Below are 19,538 nucleotides of genomic sequence, written 5' to 3'. Positions count from 1 at the left end.
GAGGGGCCGGTTGCCAGCCGGCACGCCTACCATTGGACGGTCATGACCGTCACGTCACCCGAAACCCAGCCCACCGGGTCAGCGCCGGACGCCGCCCCCACCACCGGGCGCTCGTCCACCGTCGCGACGGTCCTCGTCATCGCGATCCCGCTCGCCGTCGCGTGCTCGATCCTCGGGCTGACGATCACCGGTGCCTTCAGCGCGGGTCAGCAGCTGGTGTCCGCCGGCGACGTCGTCGAGTACGGCCTGCCGATCGCCCGCGTCGTGCACGACACGATGGCGGCGCTGACCATCGGGCTCCTCATCGTCGCGGCGTTCGCGCTGCCCGCGCAGAAGAAGGACCACGGCGCCCTGTCGAGCGTGCAGCACCGGGCCACCCGGTGGGCCGCGGCGACCGGCGCCGTCTGGTTCCTGGCGGCCTCGGTGAGCATCGTCCTGACCGGCGCGAACACCCTCGGTGTCCCGCTCACCAGCCCGGTGTTCGCCCGCAACTTCATGCTCTTCGCGTTCCAGGTCGAGATCGGCCAGGCGCTCGTGGTGTCGGCTGCCGCGATCCTGGTCGCCACGGTGGTCGCCGCCTTCGCCACCCGGGTGACGACCCTGGCGTTCGCCACCGTGATCGGCCTGTTCGCCCTGCTCCCCCTGGCCCTGTCCGGCCACGCCGCCGGGTCGCTCGAGCACGCCAACGCGGTGAACTCGCTCGCGATCCACCTGGTCGGGGTGTGCGTGTGGGCCGGCGGCCTGGTCGCCGTGGTCCTGCTCCGCACCCGCACCAAGGGCGCGACCGGACGCGTGATCGCCCGGTACTCGACGCTCGCCGGGTGGTCGTTCGGGGCGGTGGCGTTCTCCGGCGTCGTGAACGCGTCGCTGCGTCTGACCGGCCCGCTCGACCTCGTCACGACGACGTACGGCTGGCTCATCACCGTCAAGGCGCTCATCCTCGTACTGCTCGGTGTCGCGGGCATCGTGCAGCGCCGGAAGCTCGTGCCCGGGCTCCTCCGCGCGCCGCTCGACCGCCGCCTGTTCACCCGGTTCGCGCTGGCCGAGATCGTGTTCATGGCCGTGGCGATCGGCGTCTCGGTCGCCGTGTCCCGCTCACAGCCGCCGATCCCGCAGACCCCCGCGACGGGCGAGGACACCCGCTCCGGCCTGATCGGGTTCCCGTTCCCGCCGGCACAGACCACGCAGACCTACCTGACCCAGTGGCACATCGACTGGGTGTGGCTCGGCCTGGCCGTCGTCGGGGCCGTCTGGTACCTGCTGGCGGTGCGCAAGCTCCGGAAGCGCGGCGACGCCTGGCCTGTCGGTCGCGCCATCGCCTGGCTGATCGGCTGCGCCCTGTTCATCTGGACCACGTCGGCCGGCCCCGCCGTCTACGGCATGATCCACTTCTCGTCGCACATGCTCCAGCACATGCTGCTGATGATGTTCGTCCCGCTGCCGCTCGTGCTCGGTGGCCCGGTGCTGCTCGCGCTCCGCACCCTGCCGGTCCGGAACGACGGCTCACGCGGCGCCCGCGAGTGGCTCATGCTCTTCGTGCACTCCCGCTGGATGCAGTTCCTCGGCAAGCCCGCCGTCGCGGGCATCATCTTCGCCGGGTCCCTCGTGGTGTTCTACTTCACGCCGGCGTACCAGGCCGCGATGCAGTCGCACGAGTGGCACGTCGCGATGATCATCCACTTCGTCCTGAGCGGCTACCTGTTCTTCTGGGTCTTCGTCGGCGTCGACCCGGGCCCGCAGCGCCCGCCGTACCCGATGCTCATCATCACCCTGCTGGCCACCCTGGCGTTCCACGCGTTCTTCGGCGTCGCGGTCATGACGTCGCAGTCGGTGTTCGCGGTGGACTGGTTCCACGCGCTGGGCCAGACGAACGACGCCGCGCTGCTCGACGACCAGCACACCGGCGGCGGCATCGCCTGGGGTGCGTCGGAGCTCCCGATGGTGTTCGTGGCCCTGCTCGTCGTCCGGAACTGGATGCGCTCGGACAAGCGCGACGCGAAGCGCCTGGACCGCAAGGCCGACCGCGACGGTGACGCCGACCTCAAGGCCTACAACGAGCGCCTGGCAGCGATGAGCAAGCGGGACTGACCCGCGGTACCGGCCACACGGCAGGCACGGCCCCGGTCAGTCCCCGTGGACGATGCAGACCGCGTCGAGGTCCATCGCGGCCTCGAGGGCGGCCGAGATCCCCGATTCCCCGTCCGGGCCCGCGGGGGTCACGGTGTCGACCCACCACAGCGGCGTCGCCAGGGTCGGGGCGTCCGGCAGGATCCGCTCGACCTCGTCGAAGGAGTCCACCCGGCGCACGCCGAGCACGGTGATCACGGGGTGCGTGGCGTCACGGCAGACCTGCATCATCGGGCCGTCGTCGAGCGCCCGGACGCCCCAGGTCTCGTCGTGCAGCAGGAGCGCCTCCGCCACCTCGCGCGTCTCGACCGGCTGGCGGCAGAGGATGGTGACGTCACGCGGCACCGTGACCGCCCACCATCCGGTCGTCGCGGACGTGGCCGTCGAGCGTGCCCTCGTCGTGCGCGGGGTCGAGCGGTGCGCCGCCGACCAGCTGCAGGAAGCGGTCCTCGTCGATGCGGTCGAGGAACGACTCGAGCGCTTCCCAGCCGTCCTCGAAGCGGACGATCATCCCACCGTCGTCGGTCGCGTCGGCACCCGGACGGGCGGCCGGCCCGGAGCCGGCCGCGAAGGTCGCGGTCGTGGTGCGCGGCGGCGGCCAGACGCCGTCACGGTCCAGGAAGCCCGCGGCCTCGGGGCCCACGACGACGGCGAGCGGCGACGGTTCGCCGTGCGAGACGGCCCGCACCAGGTGGTCGGCGTCGCCTCGGCGCTGCATGACCACGCCGAACACGGGGACGACCTGGTCGGCGACCCGTTGCACGGCGTCGAACATCCGGTTCGCCAGCCCCGGGTCGGTGTTCTCCTCGGGCACGGTGAGCACGGCGGACATCGTCTCGACGACGACCCCGCCGACCAGGTGCGCGGTCATCGTCGCGGAGAACCCCTCGCCGACGGCGTACGAGGTCGAGATACCGGGCGCTTCGTGCTTCGCGTACTGCGTCACGACCCAGCGGTCCCAGGGCACGGTGAGCGGTTCGGCGGTGCCCCACCGGGTCGGGCAGGTGCCGACGGTGTGGCACAACGCCTCGATCGCGGAGCCCATGTCGACCGCACGGCCTGGGTGGTGCCGGAGGGTCAGGTCGATGCTGATCTGTCGCACCGAGTCGGCCGAGACCGGGTGCTCGGGCGACGGGGTGCCCACGAGTTCGGGGCCGCGGTGCACGAAGTCCTCGATGTCCGATGCGGCGACGCCGGTCCGGCCGTCACGCAGTGTGCCGTCGAAGTCGGACACCGCCCATGCGGCACCGTACGCGCCGAGCGCGTGCCGGAGTGCCGGGGTGATGGCCGCGGCCCGGCCGGTGCGGAGCACGACCGTCCGTCCGGCGTCCGCCGACCGGCGGAGCAGCGAGGCGAGCGCATCGGTCAGCCACACGACGGGCGAGGCGGACTCGACCACGATCGCCGAGCCGACCACGTCGTCGATGAGGGGATGCCTGACCATCCGGGTCCTCCTCGGTTCGGGGCTGGAACTCCCTGGACGGTACACACGGGGGCGACACCTGTCCGTCAGGCTGGCACCCTCACAGCGGAGACTCGGGAGGCGCGACACGCGCCGGCGAGACGGCGTACGGTGCGCGGTCGGCTGGCTTCCAGGCGAGAATCCGCTAGGCTTGCCGAGTCCCGTTCTGCGGGGCGCGCGAGTGTAGTTCAATGGTAGAACTCCAGCTTCCCAAGCTGGTAGCGCGGGTTCGATTCCCGTCACTCGCTCCAACTACGATCGAACCGTGGAGTCCAAGCCGGCATCGGTCCTCAAGGCCATCAGGGCCGAGATCATCAGCGGCTCGCTCGCACGTGGCTCGAGACTCAAGGAAGACGTGCTCGCGGAGCGCTTCGGCGTCTCCCGGGTTCCTGTCCGCGAAGCCCTCCGGCAGCTGGAGACCGAGGGCTTCGTCGTCGCCGAGAAGTTCAAGGGCGTCCGGGTCGCGGATTCCTCCACCGAGGTCGTCATCGAGTTGATGCAGATCCGGCGCGGGCTCGAGGTCCTCGCCGCCGAGCTCGCGGCCGACCGGACGGGCGGCGACTGCGCGGACCTGCTCCGGGCGGTCGGCCACGAGGGCCGCTCCGACCAGGAGGTCGAGGCCCAGTCGCCCCGGTTCGCCTTCCACGGCCTGGTGGCCCGGGCATCCGGGAACACCCGGCTCGAGACGATGATCGAACAGCTCATCCACCAGACCGCCTGGGCCTTCGAGCGCGTGACGCGTGAAGAGGTCGCCGCGAGCAGCGGGGACCACGCCGCCGTCGCGAACGCGATCCTGCGGGGAGCGTCGGTTCAGGCAGGGCTGCTGATGGATGAGCACCTGCGTCGCGACGAAGCGATCTACCGCGAACTCAGCGCGTAGAACGTATACGACGTCGGTTCGCGCGCGGGCGGGAACCCCGGCCGCATGTCCCACTTGGTGCGGTTCAAACAGGAGACGTCACGAAACGTCTTGCAGTCGAAACCAGCCCGAAACAGCTTTTCGTATACAAAAGAGTGACCGCACGGTGCACCGCTCACTCTTCCCCGCTGGAGTTACGAATGTCTGCTGTAACGCGCTCCACCGCACCAACACGCACCACCACCGACCAGCCTTCCGGAGGCGTCGGCTCCGCACTCGACTCGATCGGGTTCACACGAGCCCAGTTCTGGGTCCTCATGCTCATCCTCGCCGGTGAGTTCTTCGACACCCTCGAGCAGAACTCCATCGGCGCGATGGCCACCAACATCAAGGCCTCCCTCGCGATCGGCGACGTCCAGCTCTCCACCATCAACACCGCGACCGTCGTCGGTGGGTTGGTCGGCAGGCTCCTCGCCGGTTGGCTCGCCGACCGCTACGGCCGCCGGTTCTCACTCGGCCTGAACCTGCTCGTCTACACGCTGGGCGGCCTGCTGAGCGCTGCCTCCCCGAACTTCGAGATGCTGCTGGTCAGCCGCTTCATCGTCGGCATCGGTGTCGGCGGTGAGTTCATGATCGGCATCGCGATGCTGTCCGAGATGGTCGCGACCCGGTACCGGGGCGGACTCATCGCCACGATCAACGTCGGTGCAGGCGGCATCGGGAACTTCATCTCCTACGGCCTCTTCCTGCTCCTCCTCGGCCCGTTGGCCGTCCCGCTCGGCGGCGACGACCACGTCTGGCGCTGGAGCTTCGTGATCCTGGCGCTCCCCGCGCTGTTCGTCGTCCTGTACCGGCGCAAGTTGCCCGAGACGCCGCGCTGGCTCCTCTCGAAGGGCCGGATCGACGACGCGAACCGCTCGCTCGCGGTCCTCGCCTCGAACACCTTGACACCGCCTGCGGACGCCGTCGGCCCCGTCCGGCTCAGCCCTGCAGATCTCCCGCCGGTGTCCTTGCACGCCTCACCCGCAGCTGTGTTCCACCGGCTGGTCCTGCGCCGGACGATCGCCATCGGGGTCGCGTCGTGGATGGCCTTCGGGGTGCAGGTCACGCTGAACTTCCTCATGCCCACGCTGCTCGTCGAACGCGGGTACTCCGTCTCGCAGAGTCTGCTGTACACGATGATCATGAACGTCGGCTCGCTCCTCGGGTGCACCGCCGCCGCCCTGCTCGCGAACCGCATCGGGCGTCGACCGTTGATCGCCACCGCGGGGGTCCTGGGCTGTCTGACCGCACTGGCGTTCGCAGCGTTCGGGAACGACACCGGCGCGATCCTCGCCCTCGGCGCACTGTTCCAGTTCTTCACGATGCTGACGAACACCACGCTCGCGGCCTGGACCGCCGAGGTCTACCCCACGGCGATCCGAGCGTCCGGCGCCTCGATCGTGAACGGGATCGGCAACATCGCCGGCGCCGTGATGCCCTTCGCCGCGATCGCGCTCTACGGTTCCTGGGCCTTCGCCGGTGTCTTCGGACTCGCGGCAGCCATGTACGCGGTGCTCGTGATCGCGTCGCGGTTCGCCCCCGAGACGCGCGGTCGGTCCCTCGAGGACGTGAACGAGAACGTCCTCACCGCCAGGTCCACCTGAACCACCCGATCCACCCACACGATCCAGCGGTGTGCCGGGGAACGCCCGGCACACCGCACACCACGAACGGAGCACCACCATGGACACCCTGCAGATCTCGGCGACCGCGAACGGCCTCAACTACCTGCCCGAGTACGTCGCCGACCTGGGCGGCCTCTTCGCCGAACGCGGACTCACCGTGACCGCCACCGCTTGCGACCCGTGGACCGGCGTCCTCGACGACATCGACTCGGGTGCAGCCCACCTCGCGCTCGGGGGCCTCTGGGTGCCGGCGATGTACGCCGGCACCGCCCGTGAGTTGTCGGTCGTCGGACAGCTGAACGACGCCTTCCCGATGACCATCGTCGCGCGGAACGAGACTGCCCCGATCACCCTGGACTGGCTCGCGGGGAAGGTCGTGCTCGCGCCGGGTGCAGGCGGCAGCGCGCCGTACGAGTTCACTGCGGGGCTCGTCCGCGAAGCCGGTTTCGACGTCGCAGCGACCCGCTTCGTCCGCGACCTGTCGACCGCCATGCTCGTGGAGCTCTACCGGGGAGGCCTCGGTGACGCCATCATCCTCGACCTCGTCTCCGCCGAGGAGCTCGTGGCGGCCGGCGGCGGGTCGATCGTCTTCCGGCACCTCGATGCCGGCGGGGTGATGCCGAACAGCGTCTACTACACCCGCACCGACCGCATCGAGGAACTCGGTGACCGCGTGCCCCGGTTCATGGACGGCATCGCTGCGGCCATGCAGCGGATCACCGCTGGGCACGCTGACGCCGAGATCACCGCCGTGCTCGCAGCACGCTGGCCGGACAAGGACCAGTCACTGCTCCGACGAGCCGCCGACGAGATGGCGGCGGGCGGCGTGTGGGACTCCGCCGTCGTGGACCGTGATGCGTCCGACCGGTGGATGCGGATCCTGTTCGACGGCGGACTCACGACGCATGTCCCGTCGTACGACGAACTCCTCGGTTCGCCGAGCGCCGTCGCCGTCTCGTGACGCTCGTCCTCGAGGCGTCCGACGTCGCTGCTGCGCTCGCGGACGTCGATGTGCTCGAAGCCGTCGAAGCCGTCCACGCCGACCTCGGAGCAGGCCGGATGCAGCAACCGGCCCCGGTTGCCATGTCCGGTGCCGACGATGCGCTGTTCCTGCCGATGGCGGTGCGGTCCGACCGACTGGGTCTGGTGGCGGTGAAGCTCATGGCGGACATCCCGCACAACGCCTCCCGCGGCCTGCCGACCCAGCGGTCCACCATCTTGGTGTCGTCTGCGATGACCGGCGAGTGCCTGGGCGTGCTGGACGGCAAGGACATCACCCGCGCGCGGACGGCGGCAGCGTCGGTCGTGGCCACACAGCACCTCGCTCGATCGCACAACACGACGCTGGGGCTCGTGGGCGCCGGGAACCTCGCCGTCGAGCATCTGCGCGCGTTCGCGAAGGTCTGGCACTTCGAACGGGTGCTCCTCTGGTCTCGCTCCGCGGCGACGACCGGTCGGTTCCTCGAGGCCGTCGGTGACGACCTCGCTCGACGGTGCACCGTGGTGGGCGGCCCCCGCCAGGTGGCCGAGGAGTGCGACGTCCTGTGCACGCTCACGCCGTCGGTACGCCCGGTCGTCGAGGGCGGTTGGCTGCACGCGGGCCAGCACGTGAACGCCGTCGGCGCCCGTCCGCGCCCCACCCACCGCGAGCTCGACGGCCCCGCGATGGCGCGTGGGACGGTGTTCGTCGACAGCCGGGCCACAGCCTGGTCGAAGTCGGGCGACCTGCTCGAGGCCGTCGTCGAGGGCGCGCTCCCGCAGGACCTCCATACGACCGAGCTCGGCGAGGTCATCGTCGGACGTGCCGCCGGCCGGGTCGACGACGACCAGGTCACGGTGTTCGACTCGGTCGGGCTCGGTGCGCAGGATCTGGCGGTCGCCGCCCTGGTGCTCGAAGTCGCTCGCGAACGAGGCCTCGGGACCACGGTGCCGACCTCGGGCGGCTGATGGGGACGGTCGTGTCGGGGTCGGCGTGCCCGACTACGATCTCGACATGACCATCCCCGCACCGGCAACGCACGTCGTCATCGGTGCCGGGGTCGTCGGCGCCGCGACCGCCTACGCCCTCACCGCCCGCGGCGAGCGCGTCCTGCTCGTGGAACAGCACGCCCGCGGCCACCACCTCGGTTCCTCGCACGGTGCGACCCGGATCTTCCGGCAGGGCTACGCCGACCCGGAGTACGTCGCCCTGACCACCCGGGCGCTCGAACTGTGGGGAGCGCTCGAGGCCGCCGCCGGCGAGGAGCTCATCGTCCGCACGGGGGCCGTCGACCACGGTCGGCCCGAGGTCGTCGACGCGATCGCCGCCGCCCTCGCCGACGCGGACATCCCGCACGAGTCACTGCCCCCGGACCAGGCGGCGGCGCGCTGGCCCGGCATCGCGTTCGAGGGCCACGTGCTGACCCATCCCTCCGCCGGGCGCATCCGCTCCGACCGGACGATCGAGGTGTTCCTGACGCTGGCCGAACGGACCGGTCTCGCCGACCTGCGGTTCGACACGCGGGTCACCGGGCTCGAGGACCACGGTGACGACGTCACCGTGGCGCTGTCCGACGGCAGCGCGGTCCGTACCGCGTCCGTGGTGGCCGCGGTGGGCTCGTGGGCCCCCACGCTGGTCGGCGGGCTGCTCGCCGGACGCGGGGCGGGCCTCCCGGCCATCCGCGTCACCCAGGAGCAGCCGGCCCACTTCCCCAGCCACCTGCCGGACGCGGCCTGGCCGAGCTTCGTGCACTGGGCCGACGGCGACGACGTGTACGGGCTGCTGACGCCGGGCGAGGGCGTCAAGGTCGGGTTCCACGGCACCGGCCCCGTCGTCGACCCGGACCACCGGGACTTCGTGCCCGTGCCTGCCGAAGCCGAGCGGCTGCAGGCGTACGTCGCGCGGTACGTGCCGGGGGTCGACGCGACGAAGCCGACGTTCATCAGCTGCCTGTACGACAACTCCCCCGACGAGGACTTCGTCATCGACCGGGTCGGGCCGCTCACGGTGGCGACGGGGTTCTCCGGGCACGGCTTCAAGTTCGCGCCGCTGCTGGGCGAGATGCTCGCGGACCTCGCGACGGGCGGGGCGCCGCACCCGCGCTTCGCCCTGCCGGAGCCGGCGCCCGCGCCCTGAGGCCAGCGCGCGGGCGTTCGCGAGACGCCGGCGTGTCCGTTCGACGCCGCCATGTCGTCGAGACGCCGCCGGATCCGGAGGCGTCTCGAGGACAACGAGGCGTCCTGCGCACACGCCGGCGTCTCCCACACGCGCACACGCGCACACGCGCACACGAAGGCGTCTCGCACGCACGCCGGCGTCTGGCGACCGGCCACTACGGTGGGAGCCGTGCGCATCATCGTGGCTCCGGACTCGTTCAAGGGCACCGCGACGGCGGCGTCGATCGCTGCGGCGGTCCACGACGGCTGGCTGACCGAACGCCCCGACGACGACGTGGTGCTCGTCCCGATGGCCGACGGCGGCGAGGGCACGCTCGACGCCTTCGAGTCCGCGGTCCCCGGAGCCGTCCGGGTCCCCGTCGCCGTGACCGGACCGGCCGGCACCCCGGTCGCCACCCACTGGCTGCGGCTGCCCGACGGCCGCGCGGTGGTGGAGCTCGCCGCGACGAGCGGCCTCCCCCTGCTCGACGCACCGATGCCGGACACGGCGACGAGCCGAGGGTTCGGCGAAGCGATCGCCGCTGCGCTCGACGCCGGGGCCACGGGACTCGTGCTCGGCATCGGGGGCAGCGCGTCCACCGACGGCGGGCGTCCGGTGCTCGAGGCGCTCGGACTCGACAGCGAAGGATCCGGCACCGGCGGCCTCCGCGCACTCCCCCCGCTCGGCGTCACCGTGCTCACCGACGTGACCTCTCCGCTGCTCGGTCCGACCGGTGCCGCAGCCGTCTTCGGCCCGCAGAAGGGCATCACGCCCGACCGTGTGGCGTCGTTCGACGACCGACTCGCCACCTGGGCCGCACGCTTCCCCGACGTCGACCCGGACACCCCGGGCGCCGGAGCCGCCGGCGGTGTCGGGTTCGGCCTGCTGATGTGGGGCGCCACGCTCGCCGGTGGGGCCGCGGCCGTCGCCGAGGTCCTCGGGCTGCCGGCGCTGCTCGACGGTGCCGATGTGGTGATCAGCGGCGAAGGGTGCTTCGACGGCCAGAGCGCCGTCGGGAAGGTGCCCTCGGTGGTCCGCGACCTGACCGCGGCGCACGCTCCCGGTGCCCGCTCGATGCTCGTCGCCGGCGCGATCGAGGCCCCGCTCGACGACTACGCGGCCGCCGCGTCGCTCACCGTGCTCGCGACGCAGACCACCGGCGAACCCGACGACGCCCTCGCCGACCCGCTGCGCTTCGCCACGATCGCGGGGCAGCGGTTGGCCCGACTCGCCTGAGCGAGCAGAACGCCGCGACGCGCCCGTCCGCGGGCACAGGGGTGTCCTGGTTGTACCTCCCACCCGGCCGCGGCTGCGCGCACACTGGTCCCGGGCCGGAACCGGCCCGCAACGCACCACCCCCACGAGGAGATCATTGCGCACCGTCAACGCGTACGCGGCACCGTCAGCGACCGAGCCGCTCGTCAAGACCACCATCACCCGTCGGGACGTCGGCCCGGACGACGTCGCGATCGACATCGCCTACGCCGGCATCTGCCACTCGGACATCCACACCGTCCGCGGTGAGTGGGGTCCCATCCAGTACCCGCAGGTCGTCGGCCACGAGATCGTCGGCCACGTCACCGAGGTCGGCGAGAACGTCACCAAGCACAAGGTCGGCGACCGCGTCGGCGTCGGCTGCATGGTGAACTCGTGCGGCGAGTGCGAGAACTGCGTCGCCGGCCAGGAGCAGTACTGCCTCAAGGGCAACATCGGCACCTACGCCAGCGTCGACCCGGCCGACGGCTCGATCACCCAGGGCGGCTACTCGCAGGCCGTCGTGGTGAACGAGGACTTCGTCCTCCGTGTCCCCGAATCGCTCGACATCGAGAAGGTCGCGCCGCTGCTCTGCGCCGGCATCACCACCTACTCGCCGCTGCACCACTGGAACGCCGGCCCCGGCACCAAGGTCGCCGTCGTCGGCATGGGCGGGCTCGGCCACATGGCCGTCAAGATCGCCGTCGCGCTCGGCGCCGAGGTCACCGTCCTGTCGCAGACCACCTCCAAGCAGGAGGACTCGCTCCGCTACGGCGCGAAGGCCCACTACGCGACGAAGGACCCGGAGACGTTCGAGAAGCTCGCGAACTCCTTCGAGCTGATCATCAACACCGTCTCGGCGAAGATCCCGATGGGCGCCTACCTCGGCCTGCTCAAGGTCGACGGCACGCTCGTCAACGTGGGCGCTCCGTCCGAGCCGCTCGAGGTGCCGGCCTTCGCGCTCATCCCGCGTCGGCTCAGCTGGGCGGGTTCCGCCATCGGCGGCATCCAGGAGACCCAGGAGATGCTCGACTTCTGCGCCGAGCACGGGATCCTCCCGGAGACCGAGCTCATCAGCGCCGACCAGATCAACGAGGCCTACGAGCGCGTGCTGTCCTCGGACGTCCGCTACCGCTTCGTGATCGACGCGGCCACGCTGGCGTAGTCGTCACCACCTGAACGACTGGAGGCCCGGTACCAGCTGGTACCGGGCCTCCAGTCTGTCGTCTCGAGACCGTCAGCCGACCTCGTCGCCGGACGGCAGCGCGCCGCACCAGTCGACGGAGCCCGCGTCGATGCTCGCCTCGAGCGCACCGGAGGCCGCGTCGACGATGCTCACGAGCTCGCCGGCCGCCGACTTCGTCGCGACTGCGACGAACTGGCTGTTCGGGGACGGGCAGACCGCGGTGACGCTCGCGTCGTCCGGGATCGTCACGGGCAGCCGGGAGGCCCGTCCCCCGTCCACGCGCACGATCCGTGCCGCGATGGTGCCGTCCGACCGCACGTCCCCCAGCACCCGCAGGTACGTGTCGTCCGACAGCTGGGCGATGCGGCCGAGGACGGCCGCATCGGTGCTCGCGGCGGGCGCCTGCAGCGCCGACTTCGACCCGTCGGTCAGGTCCAACCGCTCGATACCGGTTCCCGTCTCGACGACGGCCGTGGTGCCGGTGCCGACGAAGCCGTGCAGGTAGGTGGCGCTGCCGAGCCGGACCGGGTCGGCACGCCCGCTCATGTCGACGAGCACCAGGTCGTCGCTGCCCGTCCGGACCAGCGCGCTCTCGGTCCGCGGCACGTAGGCCCACTGCCCGACGGTCATCGGCACGGCGCCCGTCTTCGGCTTGCCGTTCGCCGCGATCGCCGTGGGCATGTGGGTGCCCGTCATGTCGACCACGTACAGACCGGTGTTCCGGGACTGCCCGGTCGAGGTGTCGGCGTACTCGAACCCGAACGAGGCACCGTCGTCGGCCACGTGGAGCGCCGTGACGCGACCCTCGGAAGTCGGCAGGGTGAGGTGTTCGACGGGGGCGTCGGCGTCCTGCACACCACCGCTCAGCGCCACGATGTCGACGGACGAGCTGGCGTCCGTGCCGCTCACGACCACCAGGGAACGGCCGAGCCGGGCGTACTCGGAGATCGCGGTGCCCTCGTGGACGGTGGTGGCGCCGCCCGCGTCGAGGGATCGCCGGACGATGCGGTCCTTCGCCCCGGCCTGCCCCGGCACGAGTGCGAGCACGTCGGTGCTGCCGGTGCGGATCGCCGCGGTCAGGTCGGACGTGGCGCGCTGCCCGGGTGCCCGGACGTCCGCGACCGTCACGGTGTACTCGCGGTCGTACGCCAGGGGTCCGGCGAACTCGACCGCGATGGTGTTGCCGCTCGAGGTCACGGTGTGCGCCGCAGCCGGGCTGACCCGGACGTCGGCGGCGGCGACCTTCTGCAGCGCCTGGTTCGCCGTCAGGATCACCCGCTGGGCCGGACGGGTGACGAGGCCGGTCGCGTCGTAGGACACGTCGCGGAGCCGCGGGCCCTGCTGCGAGCCGACGACCGCGGCGAGCGCGGCGACCACGGCGAGGACCACCACGACGGCGACGTACCGGCGGTGGAAGCGGTGTGCGACGGGGCGGCGCTCGCGGCGCTCGTCTCTGCGCCGCTCGCGGGGCTGGTCTCCGCGGCGCTCAGAACTCATACGGGTCCTCGGGCTGCGCGATGTCGGTGATCTTCGCGGCCTTGACGACGATGCGGGCGTCGGCGGACTGGTCCGGGTTGGCGGCCAGGGCTCCGCGGACGGTGACCCACTGCCCCTCGTCGGGGACGGTCCCGGTGCCGTCGCCGGTCACGACGCCGAGGCCGACCGGTTGCGCGTCCACGGCGCAGCAGCTGATCACGAAGCGGGTGAGGGTGAAGGACCCGTCGTCGCCGGGCACCACGAAGCCGGACAGTTCGACCGGCTTGCCGACGAGGGCCGTGGTGTCGGTGGTCTGCCGGATCAGCGCGGCCCAGTCCTTGACGCCGTACTGCGAGGTGTCGACGCCCTCGCTGCCGAGCAGCTGCACTGCGGACTCGGAGCCGGTCGCGTTGGACAGGGTCGCGGAGTCCACGCTCCGCTGCTGGGCGGTGCGGGCGGACAGGGTCGTCGGCGGCAGGACGAGCATCGCGACGGTGACGCCGATCGTGACGACGGCGGCGGCACCGCCGAGGGCGAGGCGGACGGCGCGACCGCGGCCGGGGCGCGGCTCGTGGGCGTCGGCGTCGGCGTCGTGCCCGTGGGCATCAGCGGCGACGTGGGCGTCGGCGTGGTGCTCGTCCGCTTCGTCACCGTGCGTGTGGCCGTACCCGCGGGCGGTGGCCACCAGTCCGGCGATCGACGCGGGCACACCGACGGCGGCGAGCACGACCGTGAACACCGAGTACCGCGGGTTGATGTACAGGTCGAGGTGCCCGACCAGCGCGAGCCACAGCGTGCAGAGCGCCGCGGCCAGCACCGACCCGAGACCCAGGTACGCGGCCGCGTTGCTGCGTGCATCAGACGAGGACATTCATCACCAACCCGACGGCTCCGGCGAACAGGACGCACACGACGGACAGCAGCACCAGGAAGCGGACCCGGAACGTCGTGCGCAGCAGGGCGATCATCTTGACGTCGATGATCGGCCCGATGATCAGGAAGGCCGTGATCGACCCGGGCAGGAACGTCGACGCGAACGACAGCGCGAAGAAGGCGTCGACGTTCGAGCAGAGCGACACCGTCATCGCCAGCAGCATCATCGCCGCGACGGACAGCACCGGGTTCGAGCCGACGGCCACCAGTGTCGAGCGGGGAACAGCGACCTGGATCGCCGCGGCGAGCCCGGCACCGACGAACAGCGCCGGCATCATCGTCGCCGTCTCGCCGCCGAACTGTGCGGCGCTCTGCCGCCAGCGGTGCAGGCCGCGGGGCGCTCCGACGGCCGCACGGCACCGGGCCTCGAAGGCGGGGAGCAGCAGGTCGGCCGGACGGCGGTGCGCGGCGACGATCCAGCCGACGAGGTTCGCGATGACGAACCCGCCGACGATGCGCACCGGCAGGATCCACCCGGACCAGCCGAACGCCTGCGCGGTGCTGATGATGACGAGCGGGTTGAGGATCGGGGCCGCGACGAGGAACGTGACGGCCTCGGCCGGCGTGAACCCGCGCATCATCAGGCCTCGGGCGAGCGGGACGTTGCCGCACTCGCACACCGGGAACAGCATGCCGATCAGGGAGATCACGGCGCGACGGCCGAAGGCGTTCTGCGGCAGGACCTTCTCGAGCGCGCCGACCGGCACCCAGACCTCGACGACGATCGACAGCACGATGCCGAGCACCACGAACGGCAGGGACTCGACGACGACGCTGATCGCCAGCGTGAGGAAGTCCTGCACGACGTCCGGCAGCCCGGTCGTCCCGATGCTCGGGGAGAACAGCCGGATGCCCAGCAGGATCACGACGGCGAGCAGCACCAGGCCGGGGCCGGTGAGGCTCCGAGTGCGCTGCGGCGGCCGCGTGGTCGTCGTCACCGGGACAGGATAGGTGACGCGTCCTGCCCGGGGCTGCGCGCGCGCCCTCGCACGGTGCGAGGGGGCCGCGCGCTCAGCCCGCGGTGACGCCGTCCAGGTGTCGGTCGAGCACGTCGATCGCCCAGTCGCCGGACTCCCCCGGAGCCAGTCGGACGACCTGCATCGCGAGCCCGTCCAGGAGCGCGTGCAGACGGCAGGCCTCGTACTCCCGGTCGTCCGCCGGCACGCCGAGCAACCCGAGGATCTCCTCACACCACGTCCGCATCGCCGCGACGGTCCGGTCGAGCGTCGGCCGGAGCGCGACGTCGGTGAGCGCGGCGTTGCCGAGCGCCAGGTAGACCTCGAGCTCGATGACCCGCTCCTCGTCGAGGGGCAGCAGCTCGAGCACGATCCGGCGTGCCCGTCGGGCCGGCGTCAGGTCAGCGGGGATGGCATCGATGCGCTCGCGGATCCGGTCGAACACGAGCGTGATGGTGTGCTCGCGGACGCTCGCCTGGGTCGGGAACGTGTAGCGGACCGTGCTCGGCGGCAGTCCGGCCTCGGCAGCGACGTTCCGCACGCTGAGCGCCCCGAGGCCGTCGCGGGCGAGGACACGGCAGGCCGCCTCGGACACGGTGCGGCGCCGTTCGTCGACGTCCATGCTCCTGGCCACGACGCCATACTCGCACAGTCGTACGAACTCGTGCTACCGTCGATGTCGTTGTCGCACAGTCGTACGACAACGAGAACGAACGACTCCAGCAGGAAAGGACATCGTCATGGCATGGGCAATCCTCGTGCTCAGCGGCGTGCTCGAGGCCGTCTGGGCCACCGCCCTCAGCGCCTCGAACGGCTTCAAGAAGGTCGTCCCCACGATCGTGTTCGTCGCCGGGATGGCACTGAGCATGGTGGGGTTGGCGTTCGCGATGAAGAGCATCCCGGTCGGCACCGCCTACGCCGTCTGGGTCGGTATCGGGGCGTCCCTGACCGTGGTCGTCGCGATCCTCCGCCGACAGGAGGCCGCGTCCCTCGCCCGCCTCGCCCTGGTCTTCGGCCTGGTGGCGTGCGTCATCGGCCTCAAGGTGGTGAGCTGACGTGGCGTGGATCGTCCTGTTCGTCAGCGCCGCACTCGAGACCGTCTGGGCGACCGCCCTGGGCGAGAGCGACGGCTTCACCGAGCTCCGACCGACGATCGTGTTCGCCGTCACGATCGTGATCAGCCTGGTCGCCTTCGGCTACGTCCTCAAGCACATCCCGATCAGCACGGCGTACGCGGTGTGGACCGGTACCGGCGCCGCGCTCACGGTGCTGTGGGGCATGGCCACCGGCGCGGAGCCCGTCACCGTCCTTCGCCTGCTGTTCATCGCCGGCATCGTCGGGTGCGTGGTCGGCCTGAAGCTGGTGCCGGCCCGCCCCGCCGCGGAGCCCGCCGCCGAACTCACGCGCTGAGCGACAGCTCACGCACCAGCGACCCCGTGAAGTGTCGCTGACCCCGTGAAGCGAGTGCGGTCCGAGAACACGCGCCGAGACGGACGGGAGGCCCGGTGCCAGCTGGCACCGTCCCTCCGGCACGGCCGTCGTGCCGCTGGCGCGTCACGCCGGAACCGGCGGATGGGCCCACCTCCCGTCCGCTCGTGGTGGCGCTCACGGCACGCGTCAGACGGACGCACCCGTCCACTCGTCCTCGGCGGCGACGTGGTCGCTGCCGACCGTGCCGGCCGCCATCGCGGCAGCGGCACGTGCCGCGTGCGACGGCGGGTCCGACGGGACGTCGGCGGGGCGACCCTCGTCGTTCAGCTTGCGCAGCTCCGGCACGATGTCCGTCGCCAGGATGTCGATCTGCTCGAGCACCGTCTTGAGCGGCAGACCGGCGTGGTCGATGAGGAACAGCTGGCGCTGGTAGTGGCCGACGTGGTCCTTCATCGCCGCGTACCGGTCGATGACCTGCTGCGGCGAACCGACGGTGAGCGGGGTCTGGGCGGTGAAGTCCTCCATCGAGGGGCCGTGACCGTAGACCGGGGCGTTGTCGAAGTAGGGCCGGAACTCGTTGATCGCGTCCTGCGAGTTCTTCCGCGCGAAGAACTGCCCACCGAGCCCGACGATCGCCTGGTCGGCGCGGCCGTGCCCGTAGTGCTCGAAGCGCTGGCGGTACAGGCCGACCATCTGCTCGGTGTGCTGGATCGGCCAGAAGATGTTGTTGTGGAAGAAGCCGTCACCGTAGTAGGCGGCCTGCTCGGCGATCTCCGGCGTGCGGATCGAGCCGTGCCAGACGAACGGCGGGACACCGTCGAGCGGACGCGGGGTCGAGGTGAAGCCCTGCAGCGGCGTGCGGAACTTGCCCTGCCAGTTGACGACGTCGTTCTCCCACAGCTGGCGGACGAGTGCGTAGTTCTCGATCGCCAGGTTGACGCCCTGGCGGATGTCCTGCCCGAACCACGGGTAGACGGGGCCGGTGTTGCCGCGGCCCATCATCAGGTCCATGCGGCCGTCGGAGACGACCTGGAGCATCGCGTACTCCTCGGCGATGCGCACCGGGTCGTTGGTGGTGATCAGGGTCGTCGACGTGGACAGGGTGATGTCCTTCGTCTTCGCCGCCAGGTAGGCGAGCAGCGTGGTCGGCGACGAGGCCACGAACGGCGGGTTGTGGTGCTCGCCGGTCGCGAAGACGTCGAGCCCGGCCTGGTCGGCGTGCTCGGCGATCGTCAGGATGTCGCGGACGCGCTGGGTGTCGTCCGGCGTGGTGCCGCTCGTGGGGTCGGTCGTGACGTCACTGACCGTGAAGATGCCGAACTGCATGATGCGCCGCCTTTCGCGATTTCGATGCGTTTGCATCGACTTGCTGGGTACAACGTAGCGCACGCGTCAGCATTCCCGCTCCGCGGTCAGGCGGCCGGCAGCGTGGCCGGGTCGGTTCGCGCGGCGTGGTGCATCCCGTCGAGGAACCACACGATCGTCACGACCGCCAGGACGCTCGCACTGGACGCCAGCCGTCCCGCAACCAGGATCGCGGCGTGGTCGTGCGCGCCGCCGCCGGTCAGGCCGACCACGAGCGCCGCGACACCGATCGCCAGCGTGATCCCGGTCGCGACGAGGAGCACGACGCTCACCACCCGCCGCGGCCCCCGCCGACCGTCACGGTCGCCCCGGAGCCCGCGGTCGACCCGGGGCCCGACCGCCCGGACGATCCCGAGCCAGAACATCGCGATCGCGCAGGCCCCGATGATGTCGCTGACCCGGTGCCAGCCGTAGACCACGGTCTGGTTCGCCACGAAGACCGCGTACCCGGCGCCGACGATGGTCACCAGCGGGCGGAACCGACGAGGCGTGACCATCAGGACCGCGAACAGCGCCGCCAGCGCGATCGTCGCGTGCCCGGACGGGAACGAGTTCGGCGTCGTCGACTGAGCGATCTCAGGGCGCACGGCGATACGCTTGACGAGCGTCGAGGTGGCCGCCGACGCGAGCACCACGACCCCCGCGCCGAGTCCCACCGAGAGCCGCCGTCTGGCGAACGCCACGGCGACGGTCACGACGACGAGCAACAGGATCACCGGCACCGAGATGACGTTGAGCGCAGTGTCCGAACTGAACAGGTCGGACTCCCGGACCCCGCCGAGCGCGGCGTCCTCCGCTTTCTGACCGACCGGGGTCAGCACCGCGACCCCGTAGACGAGAGGCACGATCACGAACCCCAGAGCCGCCAGCGCAGCCCACCGCCCCCGCCGCGAGACCCACGGTCCGCGCGACTCGGATGCACTGCGCTCGGGTGTCAAGGTCACCGGGCTGGTCCTCCTCGGGGTGGTCGTCGTCGGGCTCGTCGCACGACTGGCGGCGGCGCTGCGATTGGGTCGGTCGGGGTCCGACACGATACCGTTGGAGCACCGGCCGGAGGCTGGGAACCGCACCCCCGTCGGCCGTGCACTGCGCGCTGACACGAGGGGATCCGTGATCCCCGCCGGGCCGTCACACCACGCGGGACCGACGCACGTCGCGTCGGCAGTGTACGAGGAGGAAACCGAAGTGGCCATCAAGGAACCGGGCATCATCGCCTCGCCGAACCGGGGTCTCGCACTCACGGCCGGCGGCGTCCTCGCACTCTGGGGCGTCCTGGGCTTCTTCTTCGCCGCCGACGGCGACCCGGGCTTCTTCAACCGCCAGGGCGGCATGCTGTGGAACGCGTTCGGCGTGAACCCGGCGCTCTGCCTGGTGTGGGTGCTGCTCGCCGCAGTGCTGCTCATCACCGGCCTCGGCAACACCGTCGGATCACGCAACGGCAACCTGCTCGTCGGGGTCCTGCTCGTCCTCTTCGCGGTGTACGGCTTCGTCTTCGTCGACACCTCGGCCAACGTCTTCGCCCTCAACACCACGGACAACGTGTTCCACGCCGTCGTCGGTGTGCTCCTGCTGCTCACCGCGCTCGGTGCCGACAAGGAGAACCTCCGCGCGCTGCGAGCGGCGCGCGCCTGACGCACCCGCTCGACCGCACTCCCCGACGCCCGTCTGCCGCTCCGGCAGGCGGGC

Annotated in this window: 19 protein-coding genes and 1 tRNA gene; 12 read left to right on the top strand and 8 right to left on the bottom strand. The window is 71.3% G+C overall.

Features of this window, described 5'->3' with window-relative positions; all coding sequences use genetic code 11:
• Nucleotides 1–42: 42 nt before the first annotated feature.
• A complete protein-coding gene (locus FFG40_RS05025; protein ID WP_138802450.1) occupies nucleotides 43–2,088 on the top strand; it encodes a cytochrome c oxidase assembly protein in 2,046 nt (681 codons plus the stop codon).
• A gap of 36 nt (nucleotides 2,089–2,124) precedes the next feature.
• Here FFG40_RS05025 and FFG40_RS05020 read toward each other — a convergent pair whose 3' ends face one another.
• Complete coding sequence (locus FFG40_RS05020) at nucleotides 2,125–2,472, bottom strand: hypothetical protein (protein ID WP_027464937.1); 348 nt, start codon at nucleotides 2,470–2,472, stop codon at nucleotides 2,125–2,127.
• Nucleotides 2,462–3,571, bottom strand: a complete 1,110-nt coding sequence (locus FFG40_RS05015) for a DUF6177 family protein (RefSeq protein WP_138802449.1) — start codon at nucleotides 3,569–3,571, stop codon at nucleotides 2,462–2,464. The genes FFG40_RS05020 and FFG40_RS05015 overlap by 11 nt, the downstream gene beginning before the upstream one ends.
• Nucleotides 3,572–3,766: 195 nt before the next feature.
• Between FFG40_RS05015 and FFG40_RS05010 the strand changes: the two genes are divergently transcribed.
• The 8 genes from FFG40_RS05010 to FFG40_RS04975 all read left to right on the top strand — a co-directional run bounded on the left by FFG40_RS05010 (nucleotide 3,767) and on the right by FFG40_RS04975 (nucleotide 11,670).
• A tRNA-Gly gene (locus FFG40_RS05010) sits at nucleotides 3,767–3,840 on the top strand.
• Between the two features lie 14 nt (nucleotides 3,841–3,854).
• Nucleotides 3,855–4,469, top strand: a complete 615-nt coding sequence (locus tag FFG40_RS05005; RefSeq protein ID WP_138802448.1) for a GntR family transcriptional regulator — start codon at nucleotides 3,855–3,857, stop codon at nucleotides 4,467–4,469.
• Nucleotides 4,470–4,648: 179 nt separating this feature from the next.
• The gene (locus tag FFG40_RS05000; protein ID WP_260678791.1) at nucleotides 4,649–6,094 is read left to right on the top strand and encodes an MFS transporter; all 1,446 of its coding nucleotides are present in this window, start codon (nucleotides 4,649–4,651) and stop codon (nucleotides 6,092–6,094) included.
• Between the two features lie 79 nt (nucleotides 6,095–6,173).
• On the top strand, nucleotides 6,174–7,076 hold the full coding sequence (locus FFG40_RS04995; RefSeq protein ID WP_138802447.1) for an ABC transporter substrate-binding protein: 903 nt from the start codon (nucleotides 6,174–6,176) through the stop codon (nucleotides 7,074–7,076).
• Nucleotides 7,073–8,062: an ornithine cyclodeaminase family protein gene (locus FFG40_RS04990; RefSeq protein ID WP_138802446.1), complete on the top strand. Its 990-nt coding sequence runs from the start codon at nucleotides 7,073–7,075 to the stop codon at nucleotides 8,060–8,062. The genes FFG40_RS04995 and FFG40_RS04990 overlap by 4 nt, the downstream gene beginning before the upstream one ends.
• 46 nt (nucleotides 8,063–8,108) lie before the next feature.
• Nucleotides 8,109–9,230, top strand: a complete 1,122-nt coding sequence (locus FFG40_RS04985) for an FAD-dependent oxidoreductase (protein ID WP_138802445.1) — start codon at nucleotides 8,109–8,111, stop codon at nucleotides 9,228–9,230.
• Nucleotides 9,231–9,440: 210 nt separating this feature from the next.
• Nucleotides 9,441–10,487 (top strand): glycerate kinase, encoded by a 1,047-nt coding sequence (locus FFG40_RS04980; RefSeq protein ID WP_260678790.1) that lies wholly within the window; start codon nucleotides 9,441–9,443, stop codon nucleotides 10,485–10,487.
• Nucleotides 10,488–10,623: 136 nt separating this feature from the next.
• The gene (locus FFG40_RS04975; RefSeq protein ID WP_071404920.1) at nucleotides 10,624–11,670 is read left to right on the top strand and encodes an NAD(P)-dependent alcohol dehydrogenase; all 1,047 of its coding nucleotides are present in this window, start codon (nucleotides 10,624–10,626) and stop codon (nucleotides 11,668–11,670) included.
• A 72-nt stretch (nucleotides 11,671–11,742) separates the two neighbouring features.
• Here FFG40_RS04975 and FFG40_RS04970 read toward each other — a convergent pair whose 3' ends face one another.
• From FFG40_RS04970 to FFG40_RS04955, 4 genes are all read right to left on the bottom strand, one after another.
• Complete coding sequence (locus FFG40_RS04970) at nucleotides 11,743–13,188, bottom strand: hypothetical protein (RefSeq protein WP_138802443.1); 1,446 nt, start codon at nucleotides 13,186–13,188, stop codon at nucleotides 11,743–11,745.
• A complete protein-coding gene (locus tag FFG40_RS04965) occupies nucleotides 13,178–14,038 on the bottom strand; it encodes a TIGR03943 family putative permease subunit (RefSeq protein WP_138802442.1) in 861 nt (286 codons plus the stop codon). Before FFG40_RS04965 ends, FFG40_RS04970 begins: the two co-directional genes overlap by 11 nt.
• Complete coding sequence (locus FFG40_RS04960) at nucleotides 14,025–15,038, bottom strand: permease (protein WP_138802441.1); 1,014 nt, start codon at nucleotides 15,036–15,038, stop codon at nucleotides 14,025–14,027. The genes FFG40_RS04965 and FFG40_RS04960 overlap by 14 nt, the downstream gene beginning before the upstream one ends.
• A gap of 73 nt (nucleotides 15,039–15,111) precedes the next feature.
• Nucleotides 15,112–15,690: a TetR/AcrR family transcriptional regulator gene (locus tag FFG40_RS04955; RefSeq protein WP_260678789.1), complete on the bottom strand. Its 579-nt coding sequence runs from the start codon at nucleotides 15,688–15,690 to the stop codon at nucleotides 15,112–15,114.
• Nucleotides 15,691–15,796: 106 nt separating this feature from the next.
• On the opposite strand from FFG40_RS04955, the gene FFG40_RS04950 reads away from it, so the two are divergent.
• Nucleotides 15,797–16,111 carry a multidrug efflux SMR transporter gene (locus FFG40_RS04950; protein WP_138802440.1) on the top strand — a complete coding sequence of 105 codons (315 nt, stop codon included), beginning with the start codon at nucleotides 15,797–15,799 and terminating at the stop codon, nucleotides 16,109–16,111.
• A gap of 1 nt (nucleotide 16,112) precedes the next feature.
• Nucleotides 16,113–16,466: a multidrug efflux SMR transporter gene (locus FFG40_RS04945; protein ID WP_071246233.1), complete on the top strand. Its 354-nt coding sequence runs from the start codon at nucleotides 16,113–16,115 to the stop codon at nucleotides 16,464–16,466.
• A gap of 207 nt (nucleotides 16,467–16,673) precedes the next feature.
• On the opposite strand, the gene FFG40_RS04940 is transcribed toward FFG40_RS04945, so the two are convergent.
• Both FFG40_RS04940 and FFG40_RS17030 read right to left on the bottom strand, forming a co-directional pair.
• On the bottom strand, nucleotides 16,674–17,813 hold the full coding sequence (locus FFG40_RS04940; RefSeq protein ID WP_138802439.1) for an LLM class flavin-dependent oxidoreductase: 1,140 nt from the start codon (nucleotides 17,811–17,813) through the stop codon (nucleotides 16,674–16,676).
• Nucleotides 17,814–17,899: 86 nt separating this feature from the next.
• A complete protein-coding gene (locus FFG40_RS17030) occupies nucleotides 17,900–18,697 on the bottom strand; it encodes a phosphatase PAP2 family protein (protein WP_185974091.1) in 798 nt (265 codons plus the stop codon).
• A 340-nt stretch (nucleotides 18,698–19,037) separates the two neighbouring features.
• On the opposite strand from FFG40_RS17030, the gene FFG40_RS17025 reads away from it, so the two are divergent.
• Nucleotides 19,038–19,484, top strand: a complete 447-nt coding sequence (locus FFG40_RS17025; protein ID WP_185974090.1) for a DUF4383 domain-containing protein — start codon at nucleotides 19,038–19,040, stop codon at nucleotides 19,482–19,484.
• Nucleotides 19,485–19,538: the final 54 nt, after the last annotated feature.

It is taken from the genome of Curtobacterium sp. KBS0715 (assembly GCF_005938005.2).
GTDB lineage: Bacteria > Actinomycetota > Actinomycetes > Actinomycetales > Microbacteriaceae > Curtobacterium > Curtobacterium flaccumfaciens.
Note: the sequence above shows the minus strand (reverse complement) of the source record. Positions and strands in the feature narration are given on the sequence as shown.

Coding starts and splice junctions, on each gene's coding strand:
- FFG40_RS05025 (WP_138802450.1), top strand. CDS start 43: ATGACCGTCACGTCACCCGAAACCCAGCCCACCGGGTCAGCGCCGGAC.
- FFG40_RS05015 (WP_138802449.1), bottom strand. CDS start 3,571: ATGGTCAGGCATCCCCTCATCGACGACGTGGTCGGCTCGGCGATCGTG.
- FFG40_RS05000 (WP_260678791.1), top strand. CDS start 4,649: ATGTCTGCTGTAACGCGCTCCACCGCACCAACACGCACCACCACCGAC.
- FFG40_RS04995 (WP_138802447.1), top strand. CDS start 6,174: ATGGACACCCTGCAGATCTCGGCGACCGCGAACGGCCTCAACTACCTG.
- FFG40_RS04985 (WP_138802445.1), top strand. CDS start 8,109: ATGACCATCCCCGCACCGGCAACGCACGTCGTCATCGGTGCCGGGGTC.
- FFG40_RS04970 (WP_138802443.1), bottom strand. CDS start 13,188: ATGAGTTCTGAGCGCCGCGGAGACCAGCCCCGCGAGCGGCGCAGAGAC.
- FFG40_RS04965 (WP_138802442.1), bottom strand. CDS start 14,038: ATGTCCTCGTCTGATGCACGCAGCAACGCGGCCGCGTACCTGGGTCTC.
- FFG40_RS04950 (WP_138802440.1), top strand. CDS start 15,797: ATGGCATGGGCAATCCTCGTGCTCAGCGGCGTGCTCGAGGCCGTCTGG.
- FFG40_RS04940 (WP_138802439.1), bottom strand. CDS start 17,813: ATGCAGTTCGGCATCTTCACGGTCAGTGACGTCACGACCGACCCCACG.